Source organism: Enterococcus sp. HMSC061C05, assembly GCF_001814765.1.
Lineage (GTDB): Bacteria > Bacillota > Bacilli > Lactobacillales > Enterococcaceae > Enterococcus_B > Enterococcus_B lactis.
The window spans coordinates 1-23,183 of sequence record NZ_KV817740.1; the positions used below are offsets into that span (position 1 = coordinate 1).

22 protein-coding genes are annotated in these 23,183 nt (G+C 37.4%); 16 read left to right on the forward strand and 6 right to left on the reverse strand.

Annotated elements, in window-relative coordinates; translation table 11 throughout:
- Positions 1–175 precede the first annotated feature (175 nt).
- Positions 176–1,468 (forward strand): adenylosuccinate synthase, encoded by a 1,293-nt coding sequence (locus tag HMPREF2988_RS06590; protein ID WP_002309895.1) that lies wholly within the window; start codon positions 176–178, stop codon positions 1,466–1,468.
- A 787-nt stretch (positions 1,469–2,255) separates the two neighbouring features.
- The gene (locus HMPREF2988_RS06595; protein ID WP_002316532.1) at positions 2,256–3,119 is read left to right on the forward strand and encodes a DegV family protein; all 864 of its coding nucleotides are present in this window, start codon (positions 2,256–2,258) and stop codon (positions 3,117–3,119) included.
- Positions 3,120–3,247: 128 nt separating this feature from the next.
- On the opposite strand, the gene HMPREF2988_RS06600 is transcribed toward HMPREF2988_RS06595, so the two are convergent.
- Complete coding sequence (locus HMPREF2988_RS06600; RefSeq protein ID WP_070770272.1) at positions 3,248–4,870, reverse strand: ABC-F family ATP-binding cassette domain-containing protein; 1,623 nt, start codon at positions 4,868–4,870, stop codon at positions 3,248–3,250.
- Positions 4,871–5,119: 249 nt separating this feature from the next.
- Here HMPREF2988_RS06600 and HMPREF2988_RS06605 point away from each other — a divergent pair, with 249 nt between their 5' ends.
- Positions 5,120–5,641 (forward strand): HdeD family acid-resistance protein, encoded by a 522-nt coding sequence (locus HMPREF2988_RS06605; RefSeq protein WP_002309892.1) that lies wholly within the window; start codon positions 5,120–5,122, stop codon positions 5,639–5,641.
- Between the two features lie 185 nt (positions 5,642–5,826).
- On the opposite strand, the gene spxB is transcribed toward HMPREF2988_RS06605, so the two are convergent.
- Positions 5,827–7,557, reverse strand: coding sequence for a pyruvate oxidase (gene spxB, locus HMPREF2988_RS06610; protein ID WP_070770273.1), 1,731 nt, complete (start codon positions 7,555–7,557; stop codon positions 5,827–5,829).
- A gap of 164 nt (positions 7,558–7,721) precedes the next feature.
- Here spxB and HMPREF2988_RS06615 point away from each other — a divergent pair, with 164 nt between their 5' ends.
- Complete coding sequence (locus HMPREF2988_RS06615; protein WP_002292643.1) at positions 7,722–8,540, forward strand: ZIP family metal transporter; 819 nt, start codon at positions 7,722–7,724, stop codon at positions 8,538–8,540.
- Positions 8,541–8,641: 101 nt separating this feature from the next.
- Here the strand turns inward: HMPREF2988_RS06615 and HMPREF2988_RS06620 are convergent, their stop codons facing one another.
- The gene (locus tag HMPREF2988_RS06620) at positions 8,642–8,839 is read right to left on the reverse strand and encodes a hypothetical protein (RefSeq protein WP_002309889.1); all 198 of its coding nucleotides are present in this window, start codon (positions 8,837–8,839) and stop codon (positions 8,642–8,644) included.
- 168 nt (positions 8,840–9,007) lie between these two features.
- On the opposite strand from HMPREF2988_RS06620, the gene HMPREF2988_RS06625 reads away from it, so the two are divergent.
- Together HMPREF2988_RS06625 and HMPREF2988_RS13770 are read left to right on the forward strand one after the other, a co-directional pair.
- Positions 9,008–9,586: a TMEM175 family protein gene (locus HMPREF2988_RS06625; protein ID WP_002292646.1), complete on the forward strand. Its 579-nt coding sequence runs from the start codon at positions 9,008–9,010 to the stop codon at positions 9,584–9,586.
- Between the two features lie 94 nt (positions 9,587–9,680).
- A complete protein-coding gene (locus tag HMPREF2988_RS13770) occupies positions 9,681–9,818 on the forward strand; it encodes a hypothetical protein (protein WP_002319331.1) in 138 nt (45 codons plus the stop codon).
- Positions 9,819–10,736: 918 nt separating this feature from the next.
- On the opposite strand, the gene HMPREF2988_RS06635 is transcribed toward HMPREF2988_RS13770, so the two are convergent.
- Positions 10,737–11,240, reverse strand: a complete 504-nt coding sequence (locus HMPREF2988_RS06635) for a VanZ family protein (protein WP_024635751.1) — start codon at positions 11,238–11,240, stop codon at positions 10,737–10,739.
- A 623-nt stretch (positions 11,241–11,863) separates the two neighbouring features.
- Between HMPREF2988_RS06635 and HMPREF2988_RS06640 the strand changes: the two genes are divergently transcribed.
- The 7 genes from HMPREF2988_RS06640 (at position 11,864) to HMPREF2988_RS06670 (ending at position 20,226) form a co-directional block, all read left to right on the forward strand.
- A complete protein-coding gene (locus HMPREF2988_RS06640) occupies positions 11,864–13,849 on the forward strand; it encodes a peptide ABC transporter substrate-binding protein (RefSeq protein WP_002315483.1) in 1,986 nt (661 codons plus the stop codon).
- Positions 13,850–13,930: 81 nt separating this feature from the next.
- The gene (locus tag HMPREF2988_RS06645) at positions 13,931–15,412 is read left to right on the forward strand and encodes an ABC transporter permease (protein ID WP_070770274.1); all 1,482 of its coding nucleotides are present in this window, start codon (positions 13,931–13,933) and stop codon (positions 15,410–15,412) included.
- Between the two features lie 25 nt (positions 15,413–15,437).
- A complete protein-coding gene (gene oppC, locus HMPREF2988_RS06650) occupies positions 15,438–16,349 on the forward strand; it encodes an oligopeptide ABC transporter permease OppC (RefSeq protein WP_047928056.1) in 912 nt (303 codons plus the stop codon).
- A gap of 10 nt (positions 16,350–16,359) precedes the next feature.
- Entirely contained in the window at positions 16,360–17,448 is a 1,089-nt protein-coding gene (locus HMPREF2988_RS06655; protein WP_002292656.1) for an ABC transporter ATP-binding protein, read from the forward strand.
- The gene (locus tag HMPREF2988_RS06660; RefSeq protein ID WP_070770275.1) at positions 17,438–18,367 is read left to right on the forward strand and encodes an ATP-binding cassette domain-containing protein; all 930 of its coding nucleotides are present in this window, start codon (positions 17,438–17,440) and stop codon (positions 18,365–18,367) included. The genes HMPREF2988_RS06655 and HMPREF2988_RS06660 overlap by 11 nt, the downstream gene beginning before the upstream one ends.
- A 126-nt stretch (positions 18,368–18,493) precedes the next feature.
- Positions 18,494–18,925 carry an HIT domain-containing protein gene (locus HMPREF2988_RS06665; RefSeq protein ID WP_070770286.1) on the forward strand — a complete coding sequence of 144 codons (432 nt, stop codon included), beginning with the start codon at positions 18,494–18,496 and terminating at the stop codon, positions 18,923–18,925.
- A gap of 275 nt (positions 18,926–19,200) precedes the next feature.
- Positions 19,201–20,226 carry an FUSC family protein gene (locus tag HMPREF2988_RS06670; protein WP_002313933.1) on the forward strand — a complete coding sequence of 342 codons (1,026 nt, stop codon included), beginning with the start codon at positions 19,201–19,203 and terminating at the stop codon, positions 20,224–20,226.
- Between the two features lie 102 nt (positions 20,227–20,328).
- Here HMPREF2988_RS06670 and HMPREF2988_RS06675 read toward each other — a convergent pair whose 3' ends face one another.
- Together HMPREF2988_RS06675 and HMPREF2988_RS06680 are read right to left on the reverse strand one after the other, a co-directional pair.
- Positions 20,329–20,805, reverse strand: coding sequence for an NUDIX domain-containing protein (locus tag HMPREF2988_RS06675; protein WP_070770276.1), 477 nt, complete (start codon positions 20,803–20,805; stop codon positions 20,329–20,331).
- 98 nt (positions 20,806–20,903) lie between these two features.
- Positions 20,904–21,980 (reverse strand): hypothetical protein, encoded by a 1,077-nt coding sequence (locus tag HMPREF2988_RS06680; protein WP_002315490.1) that lies wholly within the window; start codon positions 21,978–21,980, stop codon positions 20,904–20,906.
- A 232-nt stretch (positions 21,981–22,212) separates the two neighbouring features.
- On the opposite strand from HMPREF2988_RS06680, the gene HMPREF2988_RS06685 reads away from it, so the two are divergent.
- The 3 genes from HMPREF2988_RS06685 (at position 22,213) to HMPREF2988_RS13650 (ending at position 23,128) form a co-directional block, all read left to right on the forward strand.
- Entirely contained in the window at positions 22,213–22,434 is a 222-nt protein-coding gene (locus HMPREF2988_RS06685; protein ID WP_002309857.1) for a helix-turn-helix domain-containing protein, read from the forward strand.
- An 89-nt stretch (positions 22,435–22,523) separates the two neighbouring features.
- On the forward strand, positions 22,524–22,775 hold the full coding sequence (locus tag HMPREF2988_RS06690) for a helix-turn-helix domain-containing protein (protein WP_002339461.1): 252 nt from the start codon (positions 22,524–22,526) through the stop codon (positions 22,773–22,775).
- Positions 22,776–23,011: 236 nt separating this feature from the next.
- Positions 23,012–23,128: a putative metal homeostasis protein gene (locus tag HMPREF2988_RS13650; protein WP_002288644.1), complete on the forward strand. Its 117-nt coding sequence runs from the start codon at positions 23,012–23,014 to the stop codon at positions 23,126–23,128.
- Positions 23,129–23,183 lie beyond the last annotated feature (55 nt).

A 23,183-nucleotide genomic window follows, 5' to 3' on the forward strand; every position in this document is an offset into this window, starting at 1 on the left:
GAAGCTGACCACTTCTGTCACAACCTCTTTTTAAATAATCATTCTAAAAGGATAAAAGTTCGTTTTTTAAGCGTTTTTATAAAATAAAAATAAAAATCATTCGATTTTATTTGAATTATGTATCTATTATTGATACAATGGTTCAGGATTAAATAATATAGAACGAGGTGTTCACATGTCATCTGTAGTAGTAGTAGGTACGCAATGGGGCGATGAAGGGAAAGGAAAAATCACAGACTTTCTCAGTGAAAATGCTGAAGTGATTGCACGGTACCAAGGTGGCGACAATGCAGGGCATACAATCAAATTCAATGGTGTGACTTATAAACTGCATTTGATTCCTTCTGGGATTTTTTATAAAGACAAGATCAGTGTGATTGGAAACGGCGTCGTAGTCAATCCTAAATCATTGGTCAAAGAATTAGCTTATTTACATGAAAAAGGTGTAGAAACAAGTAATCTGCGTATTTCTGACCGCGCACACGTAATCTTGCCTTATCATATCAAATTGGACCAATTACAAGAAGATGCGAAAGGTGAAAACAAAATCGGTACAACGATCAAAGGAATCGGACCAGCTTATATGGATAAAGCCGCTCGTGTAGGTATCCGCATCGCAGACTTATTGGATAAAGAAATTTTTGAAGAACGTCTTCGTTTGAATCTAGATGATAAAAACCGTCAATTTGTAAAAATGTTTGATTCAGAACCACTTGATTTTGATGATATTTTTGAAGAATATTATGAATATGGTCAACAAATCAAACAATACGTCACAGATACTTCGGTTATCTTGAATGACGCCTTAGATGCAGGTAAACGCGTGTTGTTTGAAGGGGCACAAGGAGTCATGTTGGATATCGATCAAGGAACCTATCCTTTTGTTACTTCTTCTAATCCAGTAGCCGGTGGTGTTACAATCGGAAGCGGTGTAGGACCTTCAAAAATCAATAAAGTCGTCGGCGTCTGCAAAGCCTATACGTCACGTGTCGGTGATGGACCATTTCCAACTGAACTATTTGATGAAACAGGTGAACAAATCCGCAAAGTAGGACGAGAATACGGTACGACAACAGGACGTCCTCGTCGTGTCGGCTGGTTTGATTCTGTAGTTATGCGCCATTCTAAACGGGTTTCAGGTATTACCAACCTATCTTTAAACTCAATCGATGTATTAAGTGGATTGGAAACCGTAAAAATTTGCACGGCTTATGAATTAGATGGCGAACTAATCTACCACTATCCAGCAAGCTTGAAAGAGTTGAACCGCTGCAAACCAATCTATGAAGAGTTGCCAGGCTGGTCAGAAGATATTACAGGATGCAAAACACTTGCAGAACTGCCAGAAAACGCACGTAACTATGTACGTCGTATCTCAGAGCTTGTTGGTGTACGTATCTCAACATTTTCTGTCGGACCTGATAGAACACAAACAAACATCTTAGAAAGCGTCTGGGCGCAAATCTAAGGATAAAAACGACGACTGAATCAGGACGTTCTTACCAGAGCGAGTCGAAGTGTTTATCTATACGATAATAATCACTTGAAGAGGTAGTGAAAGAGACGTTTAGCCTTATTGCCGATAGGCTGTCTCTTGAACACTGTTTATTCAGAATATAAGGGACTGTGACAAAAGTCTTGTCGCAGTTCCCTTTTTTTGAATAAACGGTGTTCTCCTGCCAACTCCTCGGTCACAAGTCACAATATTCATCAAACATGAGAAGCTGTTTTTTGAAATTGCTCCTTGTGACTCGGAGCTGAACGGCAGGCTCACGACCTCTTTCTTAAACGGTGTTCAATCAGCTGACCTTCGGTATTAGCTCAACAAACGTCAAAATATGAGGAACTATTTTGACGTTTGTTTCTCTAATACTCAGGTCAAAACACTGATTTCACAACCTCTTCCTTAAACGGTGTTCAAAAGCTTGCATCTACGGCACTAAGCCCAATCAGATGAAAAATATGGAGTGCTATTTTTATCTGATTGTTCTTACTGCTTGATGCAGAGCAGCTTTTTCACAACCTCCTACACGGTGTTCCAGAAGTAGCTTCTACGGAAATAAGCCGAAATTTCACAAAAATTCGAGAAGCAATTTTCGTAAATTCCTTCTTATTTCTTGAAGCTGACCACTTCTGTCACAACCTCTTATTTTGATTAGAACTTGCGAAAATAAACCGGTAAAAGTGTGTCTAGCGCAAGAGATTTGCTATAATAGACGATAAGGGTAAAATGTAACGAGAAGGGGTTGAAAAATGTGTATCAAATTGTAACAGATTCTTGTTGTGATCTGCCATACCATGTATTAGCAGAAGAAAAAATTGATTTTTTATCAATGAATCTCCAATTGAATGATCAAGAGTTAGTAGATGATCTCGGAAAGACATTCAATTATGACCGCTACATGAATCAGCTGAAAAATGGTGCGATGCCTACGACATCACAAATCAATGTTGGCCGATATTTAGAATTTTTCCGTTCTTATGCGGAAAAACAGATTCCTGTCTTATATGTGGCTTTTTCCAGTGGATTAAGCGGCTCTTACAGCAGTGCGCTTCAAGCTGTTGAATTACTGAAGGAAGAATATGAAGACCCTGAGATCTATGTTTTTGATACAAAAGCTGCAAGTATCGGGGAAGGGCTTTTAGTATTGGAAGCTGCAAGATTGAAAAAAGAAGGGAAAAGTATCGAAGAAACCCTAGAGTGGCTGGAAAAAAATTATTTGAAAGTCCATTCATGGGTAACTGTAGACGATTTGAAGTATCTAGAACGAGGCGGTAGAATTTCCAAAGCAAGTGCTACTCTGGGCAGTCTATTGAGTGTAAAGCCTATTATTACGGTAGATAAAGAAGGAAGGCTGACGAATGTTGACAAAGTTCGCGGAAGGAACAAGTCGATCCAGACAATCGTCAATGAGACAGTAAAAACAATCGTTGCGCCACTTGATCAAATCGTTTATGTGGCTTACGCTGGGGATCTAGAGAGCGCGGAGAAGGCAAAACGGCTTTTGGAAGAGCAGATAAAGATGAAAGATGTGAAGCTTTATCCCTTAGGACCAACGATCGCCAGTCACACAGGCTATGGCTGTATCGCGATTTTTTCGATGGGAATCAGTCGATAAAAGAAGTAACTCTTTCTGTAAAAAAGCCCAGGATTTGAATGTAACAAAAATAGCGACTCTTAAAAGATAGATGAGCATCCTATCTCTTAGTGGTCGCTGTTTTTTTGTTTTTTAAGCTAAATAGGCCATTACGCCCATAACTCGTTCAATTGTTTTTGAATATCTGTGTTTTCCAAGAATTCATCATATGTCGTATCTGCCCGATCAATCACACCTTTATCTGAAAGAGCAATGATCCGGTTTGCCAATGTTTGGATAAATTGATGGTCATGAGAGGCAAACAGGATCGAGCCAGTAAATGCCATCAAGCCGTCATTCAATGCGGTGATTGATTCTAAGTCTAAATGGTTCGTTGGATCGTCTAATACAAGTACGTTAGCTTTCGAAAGCATCATTTTTGAGAGCATGCAACGGACTTTCTCTCCACCAGATAAAACATTCACTGGTTTCAATACTTCTTCACCAGAAAACAGCATTCTTCCTAAGAAACTTCTTAAGAAGGTGTTGTCATCTTCTTCTTTACTTGCATATTGGCGCAACCAGTCTAAAATCGTTAGATCCGTGTCGAATTCTTTCGTTGTATCCTTTGGTAAATAAGAATGACTTGTTGTTACTCCCCAACGTACTGTTCCAGTATCTGGTGTAATTTCACCCATAATAACTTTGAATAGCGTCGTTGTTGTTATATCATTTTCTGCAACAAAAGCAACCTTGTCTTCTTTGCTTAAATTAAAAGATATATCATCTAAAATTTTCTTTCCATCAATCGTTACACTTACATTTTCTACCTGCAATAAGTCGTTTCCGATCTCACGTTCAGGTTTGAATCCAACGAATGGGTAACGTCTAGAAGAAGGCTGGATATCGTCCAAAGTAATTTTTTCAAGCATTTTTTTACGTGAAGTTGCTTGTTTTGATTTTGATGCATTCGCACTAAAGCGAGCAATGAATTCTTGGAGCTCTTTGATTTGTTCTTCTTTTTTGGCATTTGCATTCGCTTGGAGCTTAGCCGCCAATTGACTAGATTCCAACCAAAAATCATAATTTCCTACATAAAGTTTGATTTTACCAAAATCCAGATCCGCCATATGTGTACATACTTTGTTCAAAAAGTGACGGTCATGGGAGACAACGATCACAGTATTTTCAAAATTGATCAAAAATTCTTCCAACCAATTGATCGATTGGATATCCAGACCGTTTGTTGGTTCGTCTAGTAAAAGAACATCAGGTTTACCAAATAGTGTTTGTGCTAACAACACTTTTACCTTTTGTCCGCCAGTCAATTCACTCATTTGCTGATGGTGCAATTCTTCAGGGATGTTCAGACCTTGCAGTAAAACAGCTGCTTCTGGTTCTGCTTCCCATCCATTAAGCTCAGCAAATTCTCCTTCTAATTCAGCTGCTCGAATACCATCTTCGTCAGTGAAATCTTCTTTCATGTAAATCGCATCTTTTTCTTTCATCACTTCATACAGACGCTTGTGCCCCATGATGACTGTTTCAAGTACAGTATAGTCTTCATAGTCGTAATGGTTCTGTTTCAATACGGCCATCCGTTCATCTGGTCCCATAGTAACGGAACCTGTGGAAGGCTGCAGATCCCCTGATAACACTTTAAGGAACGTTGATTTACCTGCACCATTTGCACCAATCAAGCCATAGCAGTTTCCGGGGGTAAATTTAATATTCACATCATCAAATAGTTTGCGGTCTGAAAAGTGCAAACTCACATCATTTACAGTAATCAATTTTTTTCCTCACTTTTATCATTATTAGTTTTTGACAAGTCTTATAGAATTATATAGGGGAAAGGTAAAAGATTCAAGGCAATCGAACATTCTTTGTGTTTCACGTGAAACAGAATGAAGAAAATAAACATAAAAGAGGAGTAGAAATAGCTGCTATAGGATTTTTTAGTTTGCAACAGCATAATTTTTGACGTTATTTATAAGAGGGAGTACTATAAAACTGTAAAAGAAATGAAAGAAGGATTGAAAATGGATGAAAAAAGAACCATCGACTGGGGCTCATTGATTTTGGGAATTTTATTTGTACTTGTCTCATTGTTATCATTTCAAGACCCTGTCGGAAATTTAGTTGCAATTGTAGTAGTCTTTGCGATTTTTGCCTTTATTAAAGGGATATTTGAACTATTTGTACGTAACAGATTAAAAGAGCTAACAGGATATAAAGGAAAGATGCCCTTAATAATCGGGATCATCGATATTCTAGTTGGCGTCTTTTTCTTATTCAATATTGGTGCAGGAGTCGCAGCATTACCTTTTGTTTTTGCAGTATGGTTTATTGCTGATTCCGTTTTAGCGTTATTTACTGCTGACTTGGCAAGAGGAGTAAGTGAAGGATATTATTGGTTTACGATCATCGTCAATATTTTAGGAATTTTATTAGGAATTTTCTTATTGTTTAATCCAATTTCTTCTGCGTTGACATTAAGCTTTTTAGTTGGGTTCTATTTTATGTTATTCGGCATCACACATATCGTCTATGCGTTTAGATAAGTGAAATCAATCAAATAAAAAAGCCAGCTTCCGGTAACAGTTTGACTGTTGCAATTGGTAGCTGGCTTTTTTATTATGGACAAATATGCACGAGGTAATCTTTAGGTATCGAGACAAATTTATGCAAAAATGTGAAAAGCAATAGGCACAAATTTTATCTTATTACTCGAAGCATAGCGCAGTTGTCACAACCTCTTTTCATATAATTCATTCAATACTGGCAAATCATGGACTTCATATTTTTCTTTGAATGCTTGGATTTCTTCTTCAGAATATTTTCTTGGATCTAAATGAAGATCTTCTACTGGCAATGGACGCTTATTATTGATTTTCACATCGATCACTACAGGACGGTCTGATTTTGCGGCTGCATCAAAGGCAAACCGAAGTTGCGAGTATTCTGTGACTGTAAAGCTTTTTGCACCGAGGGCTTCTCCAACTTTACCGAAATCTGCATCTTCTAAAAATACACCGAATTTCTTTTGTTCCGTATCTTCTTGTTCTGCTTCGATGAAACCAAAAGAATCATTAGAAAAAACAACATTGATAATTGGAAGCTGATATTTGACTTGTGTAATGATATCTTGCATGACCATAGCAAATCCGCCATCACCACTTAAGGTAAATACTTGTTTTTCTGGGTAGCTTAGTTGTGCGGCAATTCCTCCAGGCACACCATTACCCATAGTTGCGAACCATCCAGAGGTTGTATGTTTTTGTTTACCGTTCATATTTAATAAGCGAATAGAATGGATAGTCGTGTTACCGACATCTGTGACGAAAATCGCATCGTCTTCAGCAATCCGATTGATTTCTTTATAGACAGCCTCTGGTCGAATCGGTTCTTCCTCACGATCTTCAAAAGATTTCAACCAATTTACCCATTTTTCTTTATTTTCCTGATTTGCTAGGTACCAGCTATCAGCAGGACGAGCATCACCTAATTCGACCAGTCTTTGCAAAGCTGTGTTTGCATCACCGAGAATCGACAGCGATGTTTCATGGCGCCGTCCGAATTTTGACGCATCAATATCGATTTGGATAAATTCAGCAGTTGGATTAAAAAATGCACGTCCAAACGGGAAGTCGCTACCGACAAATAAGATCAGATCGGCTTCTGCCAATGCTTCATTTCCGGGTTTAGTAGCGACACGTCCAGCAAAACCAAGAAAGTTTTCATAATCATCAGGAATAATTCCTTTTGCTAGAACGGAAGCGACAATAGGAACTGAAAAATGTTCTGAGAATTCTTTGATTTGCGGAAATCCGTTTCGCGTTCCTTGACCAACATAAAGAACTGGTTTTTTTGTTTTTTCAAGATAAGGCAAAGCAGTCAGCAAATCTTTTTCTTCTGGTAATATCACACTTGTTTTGTGAGTGTGAGCAGTAGAGAAAGGTTGTTCATCAATTTCTTCAAAACCAAGATCAACAGGAATCGTCACGATAGCCACACCTTTATGCTCATAGGCGGCTTTAATGGCTTCATCTACGACATGTGGAAGACTTTGGGGCGTCATGACTGTACGATTGTATACGCTGACATCTGCGAAAATAGGATTTTCGTTTAATTCTTGGAAAGAGTTATAGTTCATGGATGTAGAAGCAACTTGTCCTAAGAACGCTACTAGAGGCACATGGTCCATCTGTGCATCATACAAACCATTGATCAAATGTGTCGCACCAGGTCCTGCAGAGCCGAAGACAGCGCCGACTTTCCCGGTTAATTTTGCATCTGCGGCTGCTGCTAGTGCACCGACTTCTTCATGACGGACTTGAATATATTTGATTTCGTTTTTTTCGTGATATAGCGCATCCATAATCGAATTGAAAGATCCTCCGGGAATGCCATAAATATGGTCGATACCCCAGCTTTCAAGAACTTTTACCATTGCGACTCCTGCATTGATTTCTGACATGGTGTTTCACTCCTTTAGCAATGATGATCCATAAATTTTTTGTATCTAGAGTATAGAACTTTTTATCGAAAATCCCAACTAATTCGTCTTTTCACAAAAATGTAGTCATGTTTTTGGGAATATGCTAGAGTAGTACATAAATAGATTCAAGAGAGGGGAATGGCATGGTTGAATGGCTATTGAGGCTTGATCCTTGGCAGCAAGCACTTGCTGGGACAGCTTTCACTTATTTTATGACAGCTCTTGGTGCCGGATTGGTTTTTTTCTTTAAAGAAATCAAAAAAGAAGTGCTAAATTTGATGTTAGGATTTGCTTCTGGTGTCATGATTGCTGCAAGTTTTTGGTCCTTGCTCGATCCAGCGATTACAAAAGCAGAAGAAAATGGAGATATTGCTTGGCTAGTTGTAAGTATTGGATTTGGTTTAGGTGGGGTGTTTTTATATATGGCAGATAAAACATTGCCCCATATGCATTTTGGACCGCAACATGAAGCAGAAGGACTGCCTACCCATTTAAAGCGGACAATCTTGCTTGTTTTTTCTATTACATTGCATAATGTTCCTGAAGGTTTAGCTGTAGGGGTAGCATTCGGTGCAGCAGCAACTGCGGATAATCCGACAGCCGCTATATTAGCCGCTGTTTCGGTAGCGCTAGGTATTGGTATCCAAAACTTCCCAGAAGGAGCAGCTGTATCAATCCCATTGCGACAAGAAGGTCTGAGCCGTAAAAAGGCCTTTGTTTACGGACAAGCTTCTGGAATCGTTGAACCAATCGCTGGGGTGATTGGCGCACTACTAGTAACGAAAGTGGAGCTGCTGCTTCCTTATGCACTTGCTTTTGCTGCAGGAGCGATGATTTATGTCGTGGTGGAAGAATTGATTCCCGAAGCACAGCAGACATTGTCCAGCAAACGTCATTTTGCAGTTTTTGGTGTTATGAGCGGATTTATCATTATGATGATCTTGGATGTAGCATTAGGATAATTGGGAAAATTAATATATGATATATCAAACAGGGTCGCGAACTTATGTCGCGACCCTGTTTTTAAGTAAGTTATATCATAACGAAGTGATCATGTGATTCATTAATAATAGTTTTTTCGATGTGTATTGCCTTTGATCCAACGAACGAGCCAGATGATAAGTGCGATCGGAATCAAAACTTTGACCGCAAACCATAAAAGGCCACTTACGACACTAACAAAAAGACTGATGACAAAGCTAGCGGCAATCAACACTAAAAGAACCATGAAGATATTTAAGAACATATTTTTTTGACGCATACAAAACCCTCCTCTTGTTCATTCTTTACTATAGAAAAAGTATAACAGGGATTCTCTAAAAACACCTCCAACTGCAGACTGATTTTTACTTCATCTACTTAAATGATCAAACAATTGCTTTTTCCCTTGTTTATCATCTAAAATAGAGCGGAAAAGGAGGAGAATATCATGCCTAAAAATCGTCTTGAAGCATTTACAGATGCTGTAATCGCCATTATCATGACTATTTTAGTTTTAGAACTTCATGAACCTAACGGAGATACGTGGGAGGCGCTCGCTGCATTAGGTTACCGATTTTTTATCTATATTGTCAGTTTCATCATCTTAGCGATTTACTGGAACAATCATCATCATTTATTTCAAGTTGTACATAAGATAAATGGACGGGTCTTATGGGCGAACAGTTTCTTTATTTTTGCGCTTTCACTTTTTCCATTTGCCACTTCATGGATCAGTGAGTACATCAATAGTCTGGCTCCAGAAATGACTTATGGTTTTGTTACCTTGACCGCTAACATTGCGTATTATATCTTGGCAAAAGAACTTGTCAAAGCAAATAAGGGTCACGAGAAAGCATTGAAGACGATGCTGAATGATTACAAGAAATCATACTTATCGATTGGCTTGAATGTTTTAGGAATTGTCTTAGGCTATTTAGTAGCGCCAGTAGCCGTGCTGATCGCAAACATCGTGATTCTTGCTGCTTGGATCATCCCAAGCCGTACCATTGAATCACAATATCGGTAAAATGATCCGTGTTTAAAATTTAAGAGAAAAATATAGAAAAAATAAACAAACGATCAAATATCCGAGTGATACTAGTATTCAAAGAGGGATGCAGATGGATCAAAAAAGACTTCATGTAGGACTGATTACTAGTTTTGTCACGATGCTTATTTATTTGGATCAAGGTCATTTGACTTGGACAGTAGTTGGTGTCACGGTATTTTTGACATTATTCGCAGCAATAAAAAAATAAACATCTTTATGTAAGCTAATATTCTATCTATTTAATAAAAACATGTTTACAGCAGAATCATACTGCTGTAAACATGTTTTTATTTGTGGAAAAAATTTTTAAAAAAGTGTATCGAAAAAAATCGTTAGTTTTTCCACAGTGGATAACTTTATGATAGCTAAAAAAACAATAGATTAGTTAAAGGAGGCAGATAGATTTCTTTTGTCAGGGGATATACAATAGAAATGAATAAATATTAACAAGAGTTCAGATGGGGTTAAAAAAGTAAATTCAGAAGAGTGAAAAATAACGAACCAACTATATTTTTAGTGTTATTTTATAGTTAAAAAATAACGATACACTTGTTTTGATTTCTCTGCTACTTCTAAAAACTGCTGCTTTTTCCTTTGAAATGCCTTCAAAAAGTAGGATCAGGCAAAATCTACTGGCAGAAATCAAGGAAAAAGATACCTTCATAAGAGAGAAAAATGATAGAAAAGAAGAAAAATTATTTATAGAACAAGCTTTTTACAATAAATAGATATACCTATATGGGGTATAAAGAAGAACGAAAATTTCTCAATCGATTTAAGTGTCGAATAGGAAAATGTTAAGATATAAAGCATTTAAGCTAAAAAAATAATCATTTTTGATTCAAATGCGTACTTAAATTATGAAGGAGTTATGATAATACTTGTTTTTCAATGAAAAGGACATTTCATTGATGTAATTAATCTGAAAATAGACATAACCGTTACTTTACTATTTTTTGATAAAAAACAAAGGGAAACATATCCTGACTGCTTCAATGTGTAAGATGTATACTCCAAATAGCAGAGGTGAAAATCGATTTTTTTGAGAATCAATAATTGAATAAAAAAGGACTGTCATAGGTACACACTGGAATGTATCTGTGACGGTCCTTTTTTATGAACGATTTTATCGAAGACGGATAGTACGTGTCAAAAATAAAAAAGCTACGATTAGAAATAACAATAAAACGTACCCCAAAATAACGGCTAGGCGATCCAACTTATTTGTCGATAGGTGTTTGTTTAAAAGCTGATAGAACCATAATCCAATCAGACCTCCTGTTGTATTAGTAATTACATCAGTGATATCCGCTACACCAATACCGAATAGGAATTGAATAAACTCTGCGAAGAAGCTTACAAGGAAAATGATCCCTAATTTTTTAGAAAAGGAAAGCCCTTTGAAATTGACATTCAAAAGCACCCCAAAAGGAAAAAAGACAATGAAGTTATAAGTGGTCTCGCGCAAAACCGTCGTATTTTCAAAAGAAAAAGTAGAAAAAGGGACGAGATTGACATTGCTGTAAGAATAAGTGAGAAATTGTGGAAGATTAAATGATAGCTTGAATAAAATCAACCATAATAGAAAGAATAAATAAATCCCTAATAAAAATTTTGATATATACCGCATAGACATCTCCTCCATCTAAAAAGTATACCATCGAAAACCGCTGAAAAATCATAAAAAAGTATGAAGTTTAAGGACCAACGTAGTTATCGTACGAAAATTAGAAGCTTTTTTTGTAGGGAATCCGGTTTCTTTTAAATGAGTTTAAAATGAGAAAACGTTCAAATATATAACTTAAGTAATTTTTATTCGTTCGCTTTTTCCTCTCAAAGATTATTTTTAATAATTATATAAACTACATGCATATATATATTATTTTTCGTATAAAAGTGGGATATGCTATACATAAAAAAATTATGGAAAGATAATTCTTTCAACGCTTTTTTCTTCGAGTACATTCGTTTTACGCTTATTACATTAATGATATTTATTTTTTTATTTTCTTAATGATAAAAAGAAAAAGTTAGATAATTGCATATATAGTTATATATATAAATTTCAGATAATTCGAATTATTTTGCTGAATCACCTTGACATTGCCTAACGCCAAATGTATTATTTCAATAACTTTCATTATCTTTTAATTATTTCAGGTGATTTATTAATTAAATATGTTGCGCAATTATCTGGTTAATAGGGGTTGAAAAGGGTGAAAGCAGTATAAATAAGAGGGGGATATACATTATATGAAAAAAGTTTTAGCTTTGCTTCTAGTAAGTGCCGTTATGCTGGGAGCATGCGGGAGTAATGCAAAAGGGTCTAGCTCTTCAAAGAAAAGTGACCTTGTATCAGAATATAGTTCTGTATATGTAACAGATCTTGAAACGCTAGATTACACATTCTCATCCCGAAAAACGAATAGTGACCACTATACTAACTTTGTGGAAGGTCTTTTGGAAAATGACCAATACGGGAACCTGAAAGGCGATATGGCTAAGTCATGGGAAGTTAGTGATGACGGGTTGACTTATACGTATCATCTTCGCAAAGGTGTTCCTTGGGTGGATAGTGAAGGAAATGAGTATGGGGCTGATGTGACAGCAAATGACTTTGTTACTGGGTTGAAACACGCGGTAGATGTACAATCAGAAACGTTATATATCGTGGCAGATAGTATCAAAGGCTTATCTGATTATATAGATGGTAAAACGAATGATTTTTCTACTGTTGGGGTAAAAGCAGTAGATGACTATACGTTGCAATACACATTGAATAAACCTGAACCATTCTGGAACTCAAAAACGACTTACGGTATCTTATATCCAATCAATGAAGAGTTCCTAAAATCAAAAGGGAAAGATTTCGGTAAACCAACACCAGACTCCATCCTTTATAATGGACCCTTCATCCTTGCAAACAATACAGCTAAATCAGTCATCGAATATACGAAGAACGAATCGTATTGGGATCCTAAAAATGTCCATTTAGACACAGTAAAATGGACCTATAATGATGGAAGTGATCCCGATGGGTTATTTAAATCTTACGAAAATGGAGAATTATCTCTTGCTCGTGTTTATCCAAATTCACCAGGATATAAAGACGTAACAAAAGCTTATCCAGATGGTGTGACTTGGTCTCAAACAGGTGGATCCACATACAATTTAACATTTAACTTTAACCGAGGTACATTTGATGCAACTTCAAAAACAACAGATAAAGAAAAAGAAGATACACAGAAAGCTATTTTAGACCGCAATTTCCGTTTAGCTATTCTATTCGGATTTGATAAGAAAAGCTATAACGCACAAAGTGTAGGAGAAGAAGGAGCCACTAAAGCATTACGTAATACACTTGTTCCTGCCGATTTTGTAGAAATTGGCGGAAAACCTTACGGTGATACAGTGGCAAGTAAATTAAAAGCACTGGATTCAGATGCTTTTGGCGATGTAAATTTATCTGATGGACAAGATGGGTATTATAACGCAGACAAAGCCAAAGAATATATGGAAAAAGCAAAAACAGAACTAGAAGCAAAAGGTGTGCAATTCCCTATTCATTTAGATATGCCAGTTGAGGAAACTTCTGAGATTAGTGTCAACATGGTCAAATCTTTGAAAAAATCAGTGGAAACTTCTTTAGGATCAGATAACGTAGTGGTTGATGTTCAACTATTGAATGAAGATAAATATTTAGCTGCTACTTATCAAGCCACGACCGGACAAGCTGGCGACTTTGACATTACAAATGCCTCTGGTTGGGGTCCAGACTACACTGATCCATCTTCTTACTTGAATATCTATGATTCACGCAAAGGGGATATGATCCATACACTTGGACTGGAAGCTTCTGCCGTAGTACAAGGAACGGATCCATCAACTGCTGCGAAAAAAGCAATCAACTTGTCTGAATACGACGCATTATTGGATAAAGCCGCTGCTATCACTGATGATTTAGATGCTCGTTACACTGCTTATGCAGATGCAGAAGCTTGGTTGTTAGATAATGCTTTGCAAGTACCAATTTATGCAGATGGTGGGACGCCGCGTGTCACAAATGTAGTACCATTTAGCGGACCATATGGTTGGGCAGGTATTGCTGCAAACAAATTGAAATATGTAGAAGTACAAAGCGATATCGTCACAACAGATCAATACGACAAAGCGAAGAAAGCTTGGGAAACGAAAAAAGAAGAAACTGCGAAAGAAGCAGAAACAACAAGTTCTAAGTAATTTAGCTGAATGAATAGTAAAAAAGGCTTTCAATTTCTATTGTAGCCTTTTTTACTTATATGATGAAAGAGAGGGAAAATTGTGAAAAGATACCTTTTATTTAGGGTCCTGCGCTCTATACTTAGTATTTTTCTTGTAACTACCTTAACCTATGCGGTGATCTATTCACTTGTTCCGAGAAAAACGATATTTCAAAATGATGTGAATTACGGAAAATTAAAGGCAAAACCAGATGAACTGGCAGATTATGAAAATACAGCCTTCAGCAAGATGGGTTATATCGAATACTACACGACGAAAGAACTGAAAAAAGAAGTAGGAAGCAGTTCATCAGAAAAAGCCTCTTCTGAGCAGTTAGAAGAAAAATACCAAGATTGGGCGAAGAAAAATGGTTGGACGCTCAAACAATTTCCAATCAGCAAAGAATATTATGCGACAAAAGATATTCCATTAGTAAAACGCGTAGTGAATTTCTATGCGAATATGATCCAAATCGATCACCCATGGAAAGTAAAAGATGCCAGCAATCCTAACTTAAAACATTCTCTGCGTATCGAAAACGATGAGTTGGTCGGTTGGGCACTTGTCGGTTCAGGAACACAATATAAATACCAAATCTATTTCAATGGACAATTTCCTTATATCCATCAAAATATCGTTCATTTGAATCTAGGCACTTCATATCCGACATTTGCCGGACAAGCGGTAACAAGCATCATCTCAGGAGGACAAGGGAAAACAGAAAGTACAGAGACAACATTTAATGATGATTTTACAGCGCGCTCTTCTGCTAATATCTATCTCCGTCAATATCAGAAAACAAAAAACATCTCTTCACGAGACAAAAAATATTTTTCTGATAATTACGTCATCACAGACACGAATCACCAAGACCCATCGATGATCGGTACATCATTTCGTATGGGAGCTATCGCTGTTATTATTGCTTATGCGATCGGTATACCTGCTGCGATGTTGATGGCTCGTTACAAAGGAAAGATACCAGATAAAGCAGGGATCGCTATCGTAACGGTGCTGATCTCCGTGCCAAGTCTAGCCTTTATCTATTTCTTCCGATTTATTGGAAGCACCTGGTTTTCTTTGCCAGATTCCTTCCCAGCATTGGGCGCACAAGATATTCGCTCCTATATATTACCGACAGTGATTCTAGGACTATTGTCTGTTTCTGGAATCGTTATTTGGCTGAGACGTTACATGATCGACCAACAGTCTTCCGATTATGTTAAATTTGCGAAAGCAAAAGGTTTGAATGCGAAAGAAATTGCTAGAAAACACATTTTCAAAAATGCAGCTATCCCAATCGTCAATGGGATTCCAGGAAGTATCATCGGAGCGATTGCTGGGGCGACGATCACAGAAACAGTGTTTGCTGCACCAGGTATGGGGAAAATGCTACCTGATGCGATCATTACCCATAACAATCCATTAGTTATCGCAATCGTTTTTGTCTTTACCACAGTATCCGTATTTTCAATCTTAGCCGGGGACATTGCGATGGCATTAGTCGATCCGCGAATCAAACTATCGTCAGGAGGAAAATAGCTTGGAAAATGTGAAAACAGAACAAATGAACGAATTCATTTTTGTAGAAACGAATTCGTTAGCTTCAGAAAAGATTGATACGCCGAAGTATTCGTATTGGCGTTCGGTCATGCGTAAATTCTTTTCAAACAAAGTTGCGATTTTTATGCTGATACTGATGCTGGCTGTCTTATTGATGAGCTTTATCCAGCCATTATTCAGCGGATACAAATTTATGGATGTAAAAGATATCAATGATTTTACGAAACGCTATAATCCACCAAGTGCAAAATTTTGGTTTGGTACAGATGCTAACGGCATGTCCTTATTCGATGCAGTTTGGGCAGGGGCGAAAACATCGATTTCCATCAGTGTCATTGCTACATTGATCACTACAGTTATTGGTGTAGTAGTAGGGGCGATTTGGGGAACATCGAAAGCAATTGACCGTTTCATGTTGGAAATTTACAACATCATCTCGAATGTGCCAACTTTACTGATCGTTATCGTTCTCTCTTATACGTTTGGTTCCGGATTTTGGAATTTGATTTTTGCGATGTGTGTGACGAGCTGGCTGAGCGTAGCTTACTTTATTCGGGTACAAGTCATGATCATCCGCGACCGCGAGTATAATTTAGCCTCAAAAACACTAGGAACACCGACCTTGCGGATGATTTTTCGTAATATCCTGCCTTATCTGATTTCTATCATCGTGACAGATGTATCTAGAGCGCTACCTTCGTTTATTTCATATGAAACCTTTCTTTCATTCTTAGGCGTTGGGTTAAGCAGTGATGTTCCTTCCCTCGGACGATTGATCGCAAAATATACGAATAACATGAGCAATTACCCTTATCTTTTCTGGATTCCTGTGACTGTACTGGCGTTAGTTTCTGTTTCTTTATACATCGTAGGACAAACTCTTGCAGATGCGGCAGATCCAAGAACACATATTTAGGAGGCAAACAATGGAGAATCAAACAATTTTATCAGTAGAAAACATCTCGGTCAGCTTCCATGTTCGTCACCGTGAATTAAAAGCGATCAGAAATGTCTCATTAGAGCTAAAAGAAAAAGAAACATTAGCCATCGTTGGTGAATCAGGATCAGGAAAATCAGTTCTGACAAAAACATTCACCGGGATGCTGGAACAAAACGGCAATATCACTTCAGGAACGATCCGCTATAAAGACAAGATATTAAGCGAATTGAAAAAGGATGAAGAATGGGAAGATATTCGGGGAAAAGAAATCGCGACGATCTTCCAAGATCCTATGACTTCACTGAATCCTATCAAAACAATTGGCTCACAAATCTCAGAAGTCATCATCAAACACCAGAAGAAATCAGCGAAAGAAGCGAAACGCTTAGCTGTCGAATTGATGGAAAAAACAGGAATCCCTAATGCGGCAAAAAGATATGATGAATATCCTTTCCAATACTCTGGTGGGATGAGACAACGGATCGTCATTGCTATTGCATTGGCTTGCCGACCTAAAATCTTGATTTGTGATGAACCGACAACTGCTTTGGATGTAACGATCCAGGCACAAATCTTGGAACTAATCAAAGAGCTTCAGGAAGAATATCAATTCACAACGATTTTTATCACCCATGATTTGGGCGTTGTCGCGGCTATAGCAGACAAAGTAGCTGTTATGTATGCTGGACAGATCATCGAAAGCGGAACAGTTGAAGAAATTTTTTATGATCCAAAACATCCCTACACATGGAGCTTGCTTTCTTCTTTGCCACAATTAGCACAAAAAGGAGATGTGCTTTACTCTGTACCAGGAACACCACCTTCTTTATATAAAGATATCCAAGGAGATGCTTTTGCGCCTCGCAGCGCCTATGCGATGAAGGTCGATTTTACTAGTGAACCGCCTATGTTCCAAGTATCCGAAACCCATTTTGCGAAGACTTGGCTGCTGGATCCTCGTGCACCGAAAGTACTTAAACCAAAACAAATCGAAAATCTTCATGAAAAAATGATTGCTTTGGCTGCAGAATTGGATAGTGAAGAACAAGACGGGGGGAAGCAAGTTGTCAGCTGATAAAAAAACTTTGTTAACTGTAAAAGATTTAGAAATCACTTTTGGAGAAGGAAAAAGCAAGTTCGTAGCTGTCCAAGACGCCAACTTTGATATTTATAAAGGAGAAACGTTCTCTCTCGTAGGAGAATCTGGTTCAGGCAAAACGACGATTGGCAGAGCAATCATTGGGTTAAATCCGACAAGCAAAGGGGATATTCTCTTTGAAGGGAAAAAGATCAATGGTTCCTTGTCGAAAAAAGAACAAGCAGAAAAAATCCGTAAGATCCAAATGATATTCCAAGACCCATCCGCATCGTTGAACGAACGGGCAACAGTAGAATATATTATCTCAGAAGGTCTCTATAATTTTAACCTGTTCCACTCGGAAGAAGAACGTTTGGAAAAGGTGGCAAAAATCATCAAAGAAGTCGGACTACTTCCAGAGCATATGTACCGCTATCCTCACGAATTTTCCGGCGGTCAAAGACAACGGATCGGGATCGCTCGTGCATTAGTGATGGAACCTGAATTAGTCGTAGCGGACGAACCAATCTCTGCTTTAGATGTTTCGATCCGTGCGCAAGTGTTGAACTTACTGAAAGATGCACAAAAAAAACGAGAAGTGACATATCTTTTTGTCGCTCATGATCTATCAGTCGTACGTTTTATTTCAGATAGGATCGCTGTGATCAGACAAGGACATATTTTAGAACTAGCTGAAACGGAAGAGTTATTCAACCATCCGCTTCATCCATATACAAAGGCATTGCTTTCAGCTGTGCCTATACCAGATCCTATTTTAGCAAGGAAAAGAAAATTACATGTGTATGATCCTAGCATACATGATTATACAAAAGACGGTCCGGTTTTCGAGGAAGTACGCCCCGGACATTTTGTATACGGGAATCAAAAAGAATTAGAAGCGTATCGAAAATTGTGAGATCTGCAGTTTGACTGGACACCGAAAGTCAGGTGATCAAACATGATAGTTAATCGATATTTTGGTAAAAGCAAGGGGAAGACAGAGGAGTCTTACCCCTTCTTAGTCCACAAAGGGGTGGATGAATTGGAGGATTGTTTATTTTGTAAAATAGTGAATGGAAGATTGCACCGAAGAAAAATAGTTGAGAGTGAAAATATTCTTGTATTTTTAGATAACACAGGAGATGTCGATGGTCATATGATCGCTCTAGTCAAAAAACATCGGGTCAATTTAATTGATTGCGAGCAAGAACTATTTATTGAATTGATGAACGTCATTCGAGCGGTTTCTCTTCATTGCGTCGAAAATTGCGGTTTTGATGGCGTCAATTTGATCAAAGCAGAAGATGAGACAGTAGAAGAACATGTCTCTCACCTTCATTTCCATATTATTCCTAGAAAAAAACAAGATGGGGTGGATGCTTGGCCCTTATTTACCGGCGCGATGAATGATTTAGAGACTATGCACCAGCTTCTTGATATGAGACAAAGGACAGGAGAAAAATCCAGTGCATAAAAGAGAAGAATGTACGCACTTAGATACGATTCATTCGGTTTTTAATAAAAAAAGATAAGGTAGCGAGTTGCTTAGAAAACTTGCTACCTTATCTTTTTTTGTTAATACGACTCGAATGTTCGTTCTTTGTTTTGACTTTTCCAAGCCTTTTTCTTCTTGATACTAATTTTATGAAAAATCAAGAAATAATTGTTATACTAGGTAATGCTGACAAACGGGATTGGTATTTCATTTTGATTCAGCTTCTTTTCAAATCACTAGGAAGGAGGGATAGATTGTTCAAGACTTATTTTCGTTTCAATAAAATACAAGATAATCCTTTTCGTATCATGAACCTGATGCTACTTATCTTTATCGTATTATGGTTAGGTTACATAAATCATGACTTTTTGATTTCAAGTTTTTCATCATTAGGGATCTTTACTTTTTTCTATTATCAAAACATACCGATGAAATCTTTGCTGAAACGTATGTTTTTGATCGGTTGTGGACTTTTGTTTGCTTTCGTTCTAGGGATTTTGTCAACTTATGTTTTATGGCTTGAACCATTTGCTGTAGCTTTGGTTGCTTTTTCCAGCAGATTCGTGTTGCGATTATTCCATATCTCTAAACCAGGTGGCTTGTTTTTTGCGATGCTTTCTGCCATGGGAACGAGTATGCAGCTGCCAATCGCTCAATTACCGATCGTCTCGCTTTATTTTTTTATGGGTGTCGTTTTTGCCCTGATTGCGGCAGTGATTACAAAATTACTGGATTCACGACCTGAGCAGACAATTGAAAAAGCGACTCTAAAAGAAAGGTTTCATGAAGAGCCTTTGGTGATCATTGATTCTGTTTTCTACAGTGCCGCCTTGTTTCTGTCCGTTTATGTCAGTCATGGCTTGAATCTGCATAATCCTTATTGGTTGACCTTGTCATGTGCATCGATTTTGCTGGCGGAAAATTTGGATGCGATGAAGCATCGACAAGTCCAATATCTGATTGGATCGATGGGTGGGTTATGTGTGTCAGCCGTCTTGTCATTTGTGCCGTTCACGCAACTGCAGACGATTTTTCTGATTACGTTTCTTTACGGAATCGCACAATTTCTAGTTGCTAGAAATTACGCAGTTGCTAATATTTTTCTTAATCCCATGGCGTTGATGCTATCTACACTTATTCGCGGGGCCTATCTGATGTCTTTGATCGAATATCGTTTTTTAGGAATCATCATAGGAAGTTTCATCGGTTTAGGTGTTGCGTGGGTAATGAATGTCGGGCTGCAACATTATTTAAATGTCGTTCGAAAGAAATTAGAATAGAAGGACAAATAGAAGTATATGTGCTAAAAAAGGTTGTGAAAAAGTCATTTTCACAACCTTTTTCTTAATACTCAAAACTGAGCGGCTTTTTCACAACCTCAATTAATCGAATGATACTTCAAAGCGGACAGAAGTAGGAAATTCCGCAATGATTTCGTTTAATATAGTTGGTTTCACGTTTTTTACCTCTTGTCTGTGTTTCCAAACTGGTCGCACTTTTTCTTCTGATGCAACGATTTTATGTCTATCCGAGTGAGCTACACGTTTCAAAAGATAGACGAAATTGATTTGCTGATAGGTTTTATCTGTGTTTTCTTCAATTGAAAAGGTACTTTCAATAAGGGCAAGCAAACGGACGATTTCTGTTTCATAACCAGTTTCCTCCAGCATTTCGCGAACAACGGATTGTTGACTTGTCTCAAAACGTTTGACCGCTCCGCCAGGCAATACTTGGATGCCCTGTTCATTGTTTTCCCTGCTCAAAAGAATATCCTCTGTTTCCTCATTCCATAAAATTCCAGATGCCCGTATATCAAATTGAAAATTCTCTTCTACCATACGCAAATCATTTGTTTCCATTCCAATGCCCACCAATCTTTTTCGCAAAAAAATTTTTATATTTATTTTATCATCAATTTTTGTTTATGTTGGCGGCTGGGCAAACTTTTTTGAGATAATCATCGCTTTACTTGAAAGTCGTACAGATATTCTTGCTTTCTCCATAGTGAAGGTTCTACACGTCGCTTTTCCGTAAGAGACAAGCTACTTAGGTCGAGTTCCCAGATGATTAGATTATTATCATGATCATGGGTAGCAATCGCTACGTGTTCATCATCAATCACGGAGACAATAAATACACCACTAAGATCCATGTTTGTCGGGAGTTTTTTAGTAGTTTCTGCAGTCTCAAGATCAATAAAGTAGATCGTGCCGTTACTTGAAAAGTAAACAAGCTGATCTTTATAAATAAAACTTCCTTTTGAAAAACTGAATCCTATATCTTCCAGTATTATTTCTCGGTCTGTTTCTTTAAATGTATACGATGAATCTTTCAGCGAATAGCTAAATAATCCAGCTCGCCGATTATTAGCAAAATCAAAAGCCACTCCGTATAAGTGGTTTTCATGAACATTTAGCCGATAACCTATCAGATATTCACTCCCTTCTATATTGGGGAACGAACCAAGGTTCTCACTGATAAGCGTATCTTCAGAAAGATAGAGTCTATCAACAAATAATTTTCCTATTTCTTCGTCACGTAAAATATAGAGAGACTGCTCATCGTTTCCAGTCGAAAAAATATGCCCGTTGATAATCGTATAGTCATTATTAAAATAAAGATTGTTTTGATAAAGGATGTCATCGGTATCTGGATAGCCATGATTGAACAAAGTAACCAGCTTCCCGTCCAATATGACGCTGTCTATTCCTGTATGTTCTTTTGTTTGGCGCTTTTCCTTTTCGATTTTTCCTGAATGAGGTGTATAAACAAAGTCATGCGTTCGATCAGATAAAAAGACTTTTTGATCATGTTGTACGAAAGTGCCTAGTTCCAGTCCTTCTGTTTTTAAAATCACTTGATCCTTCTTTCCGATACCAACGAATCTGCCAGATGTTACAAACTTGTCCATTGTATTCGAAAAATAGAGATAATAATCATAATCACCTGTCAGTTCTTTTCTTGCATCAGTACATCCCGATATCCCTAACAATAAAAGGAACCCCAAGCTAAGAAATAGGTATTTATATTTCATGACATCTCCTTATTAACGGTCATATTCTAAAAAAACATTCCTAATATTATTCCACCTATTACCGTTTTTTTCATTCTCTAACACTCCTTTTATTTTTTTATATTTCAACACTTACAGTGTATTCTAACTAGCAATCAAATGTAAGACACAAATCATTGCGCCATATATTCAATTCCTAAATTTTCCGTTATAGTTAATATGGGAGAGAATACTTAAATGAAAGGAGCGAGGGATGGAGATCCATCAGTGGTTGCGTGAGAAGAGAAGGGAAAAAGGGTATACTCAAAAATGGGTGTCACTTCAGTTACATATTACAAGACAAGGTTTGTCCAATTGGGAAAATGGCCGGTCATATCCAAGTTATGAGATGCTCTATAAATTGATTTGTTTGTATGGATGCTCAGCTAAAGAGATTTCAGAACTGTTTACAAGAGAAAGAGAAACAAAGAACTAGGATACACCATTTCTTTTTTAAGATCCCAATCGTTATAGACTCTTTTCAATTACAAATGTTTCTAATATAGTTGATATTGAGGGAAATGGATGCGGTTTAACAACGAGGAGGATGCTTGGATGGTATTTGCTCGATGGCTGACAAAAAAAAGAAAAGACCGAAGTTATACACAAGATTTCGTTGCACGACAATTAGGTATCACAAGACAAACACTTTCCAAATGGGAAACAGGTCTATCGCGTCCCAGTTACGAGATGTTACAAAAAATTTTTTGTTTTTACGACTGTTCGCAAAAAGAAGTAGCTGAATTATTTAAGACAATCGGAAACGGTAAGATGTGAATGTGGGAAGAATAATTGGTAGATCATATGTAATAATAAAACTTATTTCCGAAGAAGCACCTTTTGGAACACTATTCATTCGGAAAAAGTGATTGTGACACGACTTTTGCCATAGCCTCGTTTTAGCAGGTTGACTTTCTTTTTAACATTTGATACCATTCAAAATACAAATCGTAATTATTTCGATTTGTATTCTTTAACATGACTACAATCAAAGAAGAAAGTGGGTCGTCTATATGGAAAAAACAGATATCTCAAGTGCGTATCGCCGTTTGAAAAGCCCAAATATCAAAACACGAAAACGTGCGTTGAAAATCATCAAAGATGTGAAACGAAATAGTGGAAAAAGGTAAGAAGAAGGAAACTTAATAAAAAAATGAGGTTGTGACAGAAGTGGTCAGCTTCAAG

What these genes read in the sequence shown, in the direction of transcription:
- HMPREF2988_RS13770 (WP_002319331.1), top strand. Translation starts at nt 9,681, where the DNA reads ATGGATCAAAAAAGACTTCATGTAGGACTGATTACTAGTTTTGTCACG.
- HMPREF2988_RS06620 (WP_002309889.1), bottom strand. Translation starts at nt 8,839, where the DNA reads ATGCGTCAAAAAAATATGTTCTTAAATATCTTCATGGTTCTTTTAGTG.
- oppC (WP_047928056.1), top strand. Translation starts at nt 15,438, where the DNA reads ATGAACGAATTCATTTTTGTAGAAACGAATTCGTTAGCTTCAGAAAAG.
- HMPREF2988_RS06605 (WP_002309892.1), top strand. Translation starts at nt 5,120, where the DNA reads ATGGATGAAAAAAGAACCATCGACTGGGGCTCATTGATTTTGGGAATT.
- HMPREF2988_RS06635 (WP_024635751.1), bottom strand. Translation starts at nt 11,240, where the DNA reads ATGCGGTATATATCAAAATTTTTATTAGGGATTTATTTATTCTTTCTA.
- HMPREF2988_RS06690 (WP_002339461.1), top strand. Translation starts at nt 22,524, where the DNA reads ATGCGGTTTAACAACGAGGAGGATGCTTGGATGGTATTTGCTCGATGG.
- HMPREF2988_RS06685 (WP_002309857.1), top strand. Translation starts at nt 22,213, where the DNA reads ATGGAGATCCATCAGTGGTTGCGTGAGAAGAGAAGGGAAAAAGGGTAT.
- HMPREF2988_RS06680 (WP_002315490.1), bottom strand. Translation starts at nt 21,980, where the DNA reads ATGAAATATAAATACCTATTTCTTAGCTTGGGGTTCCTTTTATTGTTA.
- HMPREF2988_RS06655 (WP_002292656.1), top strand. Translation starts at nt 16,360, where the DNA reads ATGGAGAATCAAACAATTTTATCAGTAGAAAACATCTCGGTCAGCTTC.
- HMPREF2988_RS06675 (WP_070770276.1), bottom strand. Translation starts at nt 20,805, where the DNA reads ATGGAAACAAATGATTTGCGTATGGTAGAAGAGAATTTTCAATTTGAT.
- HMPREF2988_RS06590 (WP_002309895.1), top strand. Translation starts at nt 176, where the DNA reads ATGTCATCTGTAGTAGTAGTAGGTACGCAATGGGGCGATGAAGGGAAA.
- HMPREF2988_RS06615 (WP_002292643.1), top strand. Translation starts at nt 7,722, where the DNA reads ATGGTTGAATGGCTATTGAGGCTTGATCCTTGGCAGCAAGCACTTGCT.
- spxB (WP_070770273.1), bottom strand. Translation starts at nt 7,557, where the DNA reads ATGTCAGAAATCAATGCAGGAGTCGCAATGGTAAAAGTTCTTGAAAGC.
- HMPREF2988_RS06640 (WP_002315483.1), top strand. Translation starts at nt 11,864, where the DNA reads ATGAAAAAAGTTTTAGCTTTGCTTCTAGTAAGTGCCGTTATGCTGGGA.
- HMPREF2988_RS13650 (WP_002288644.1), top strand. Translation starts at nt 23,012, where the DNA reads ATGGAAAAAACAGATATCTCAAGTGCGTATCGCCGTTTGAAAAGCCCA.
- HMPREF2988_RS06625 (WP_002292646.1), top strand. Translation starts at nt 9,008, where the DNA reads ATGCCTAAAAATCGTCTTGAAGCATTTACAGATGCTGTAATCGCCATT.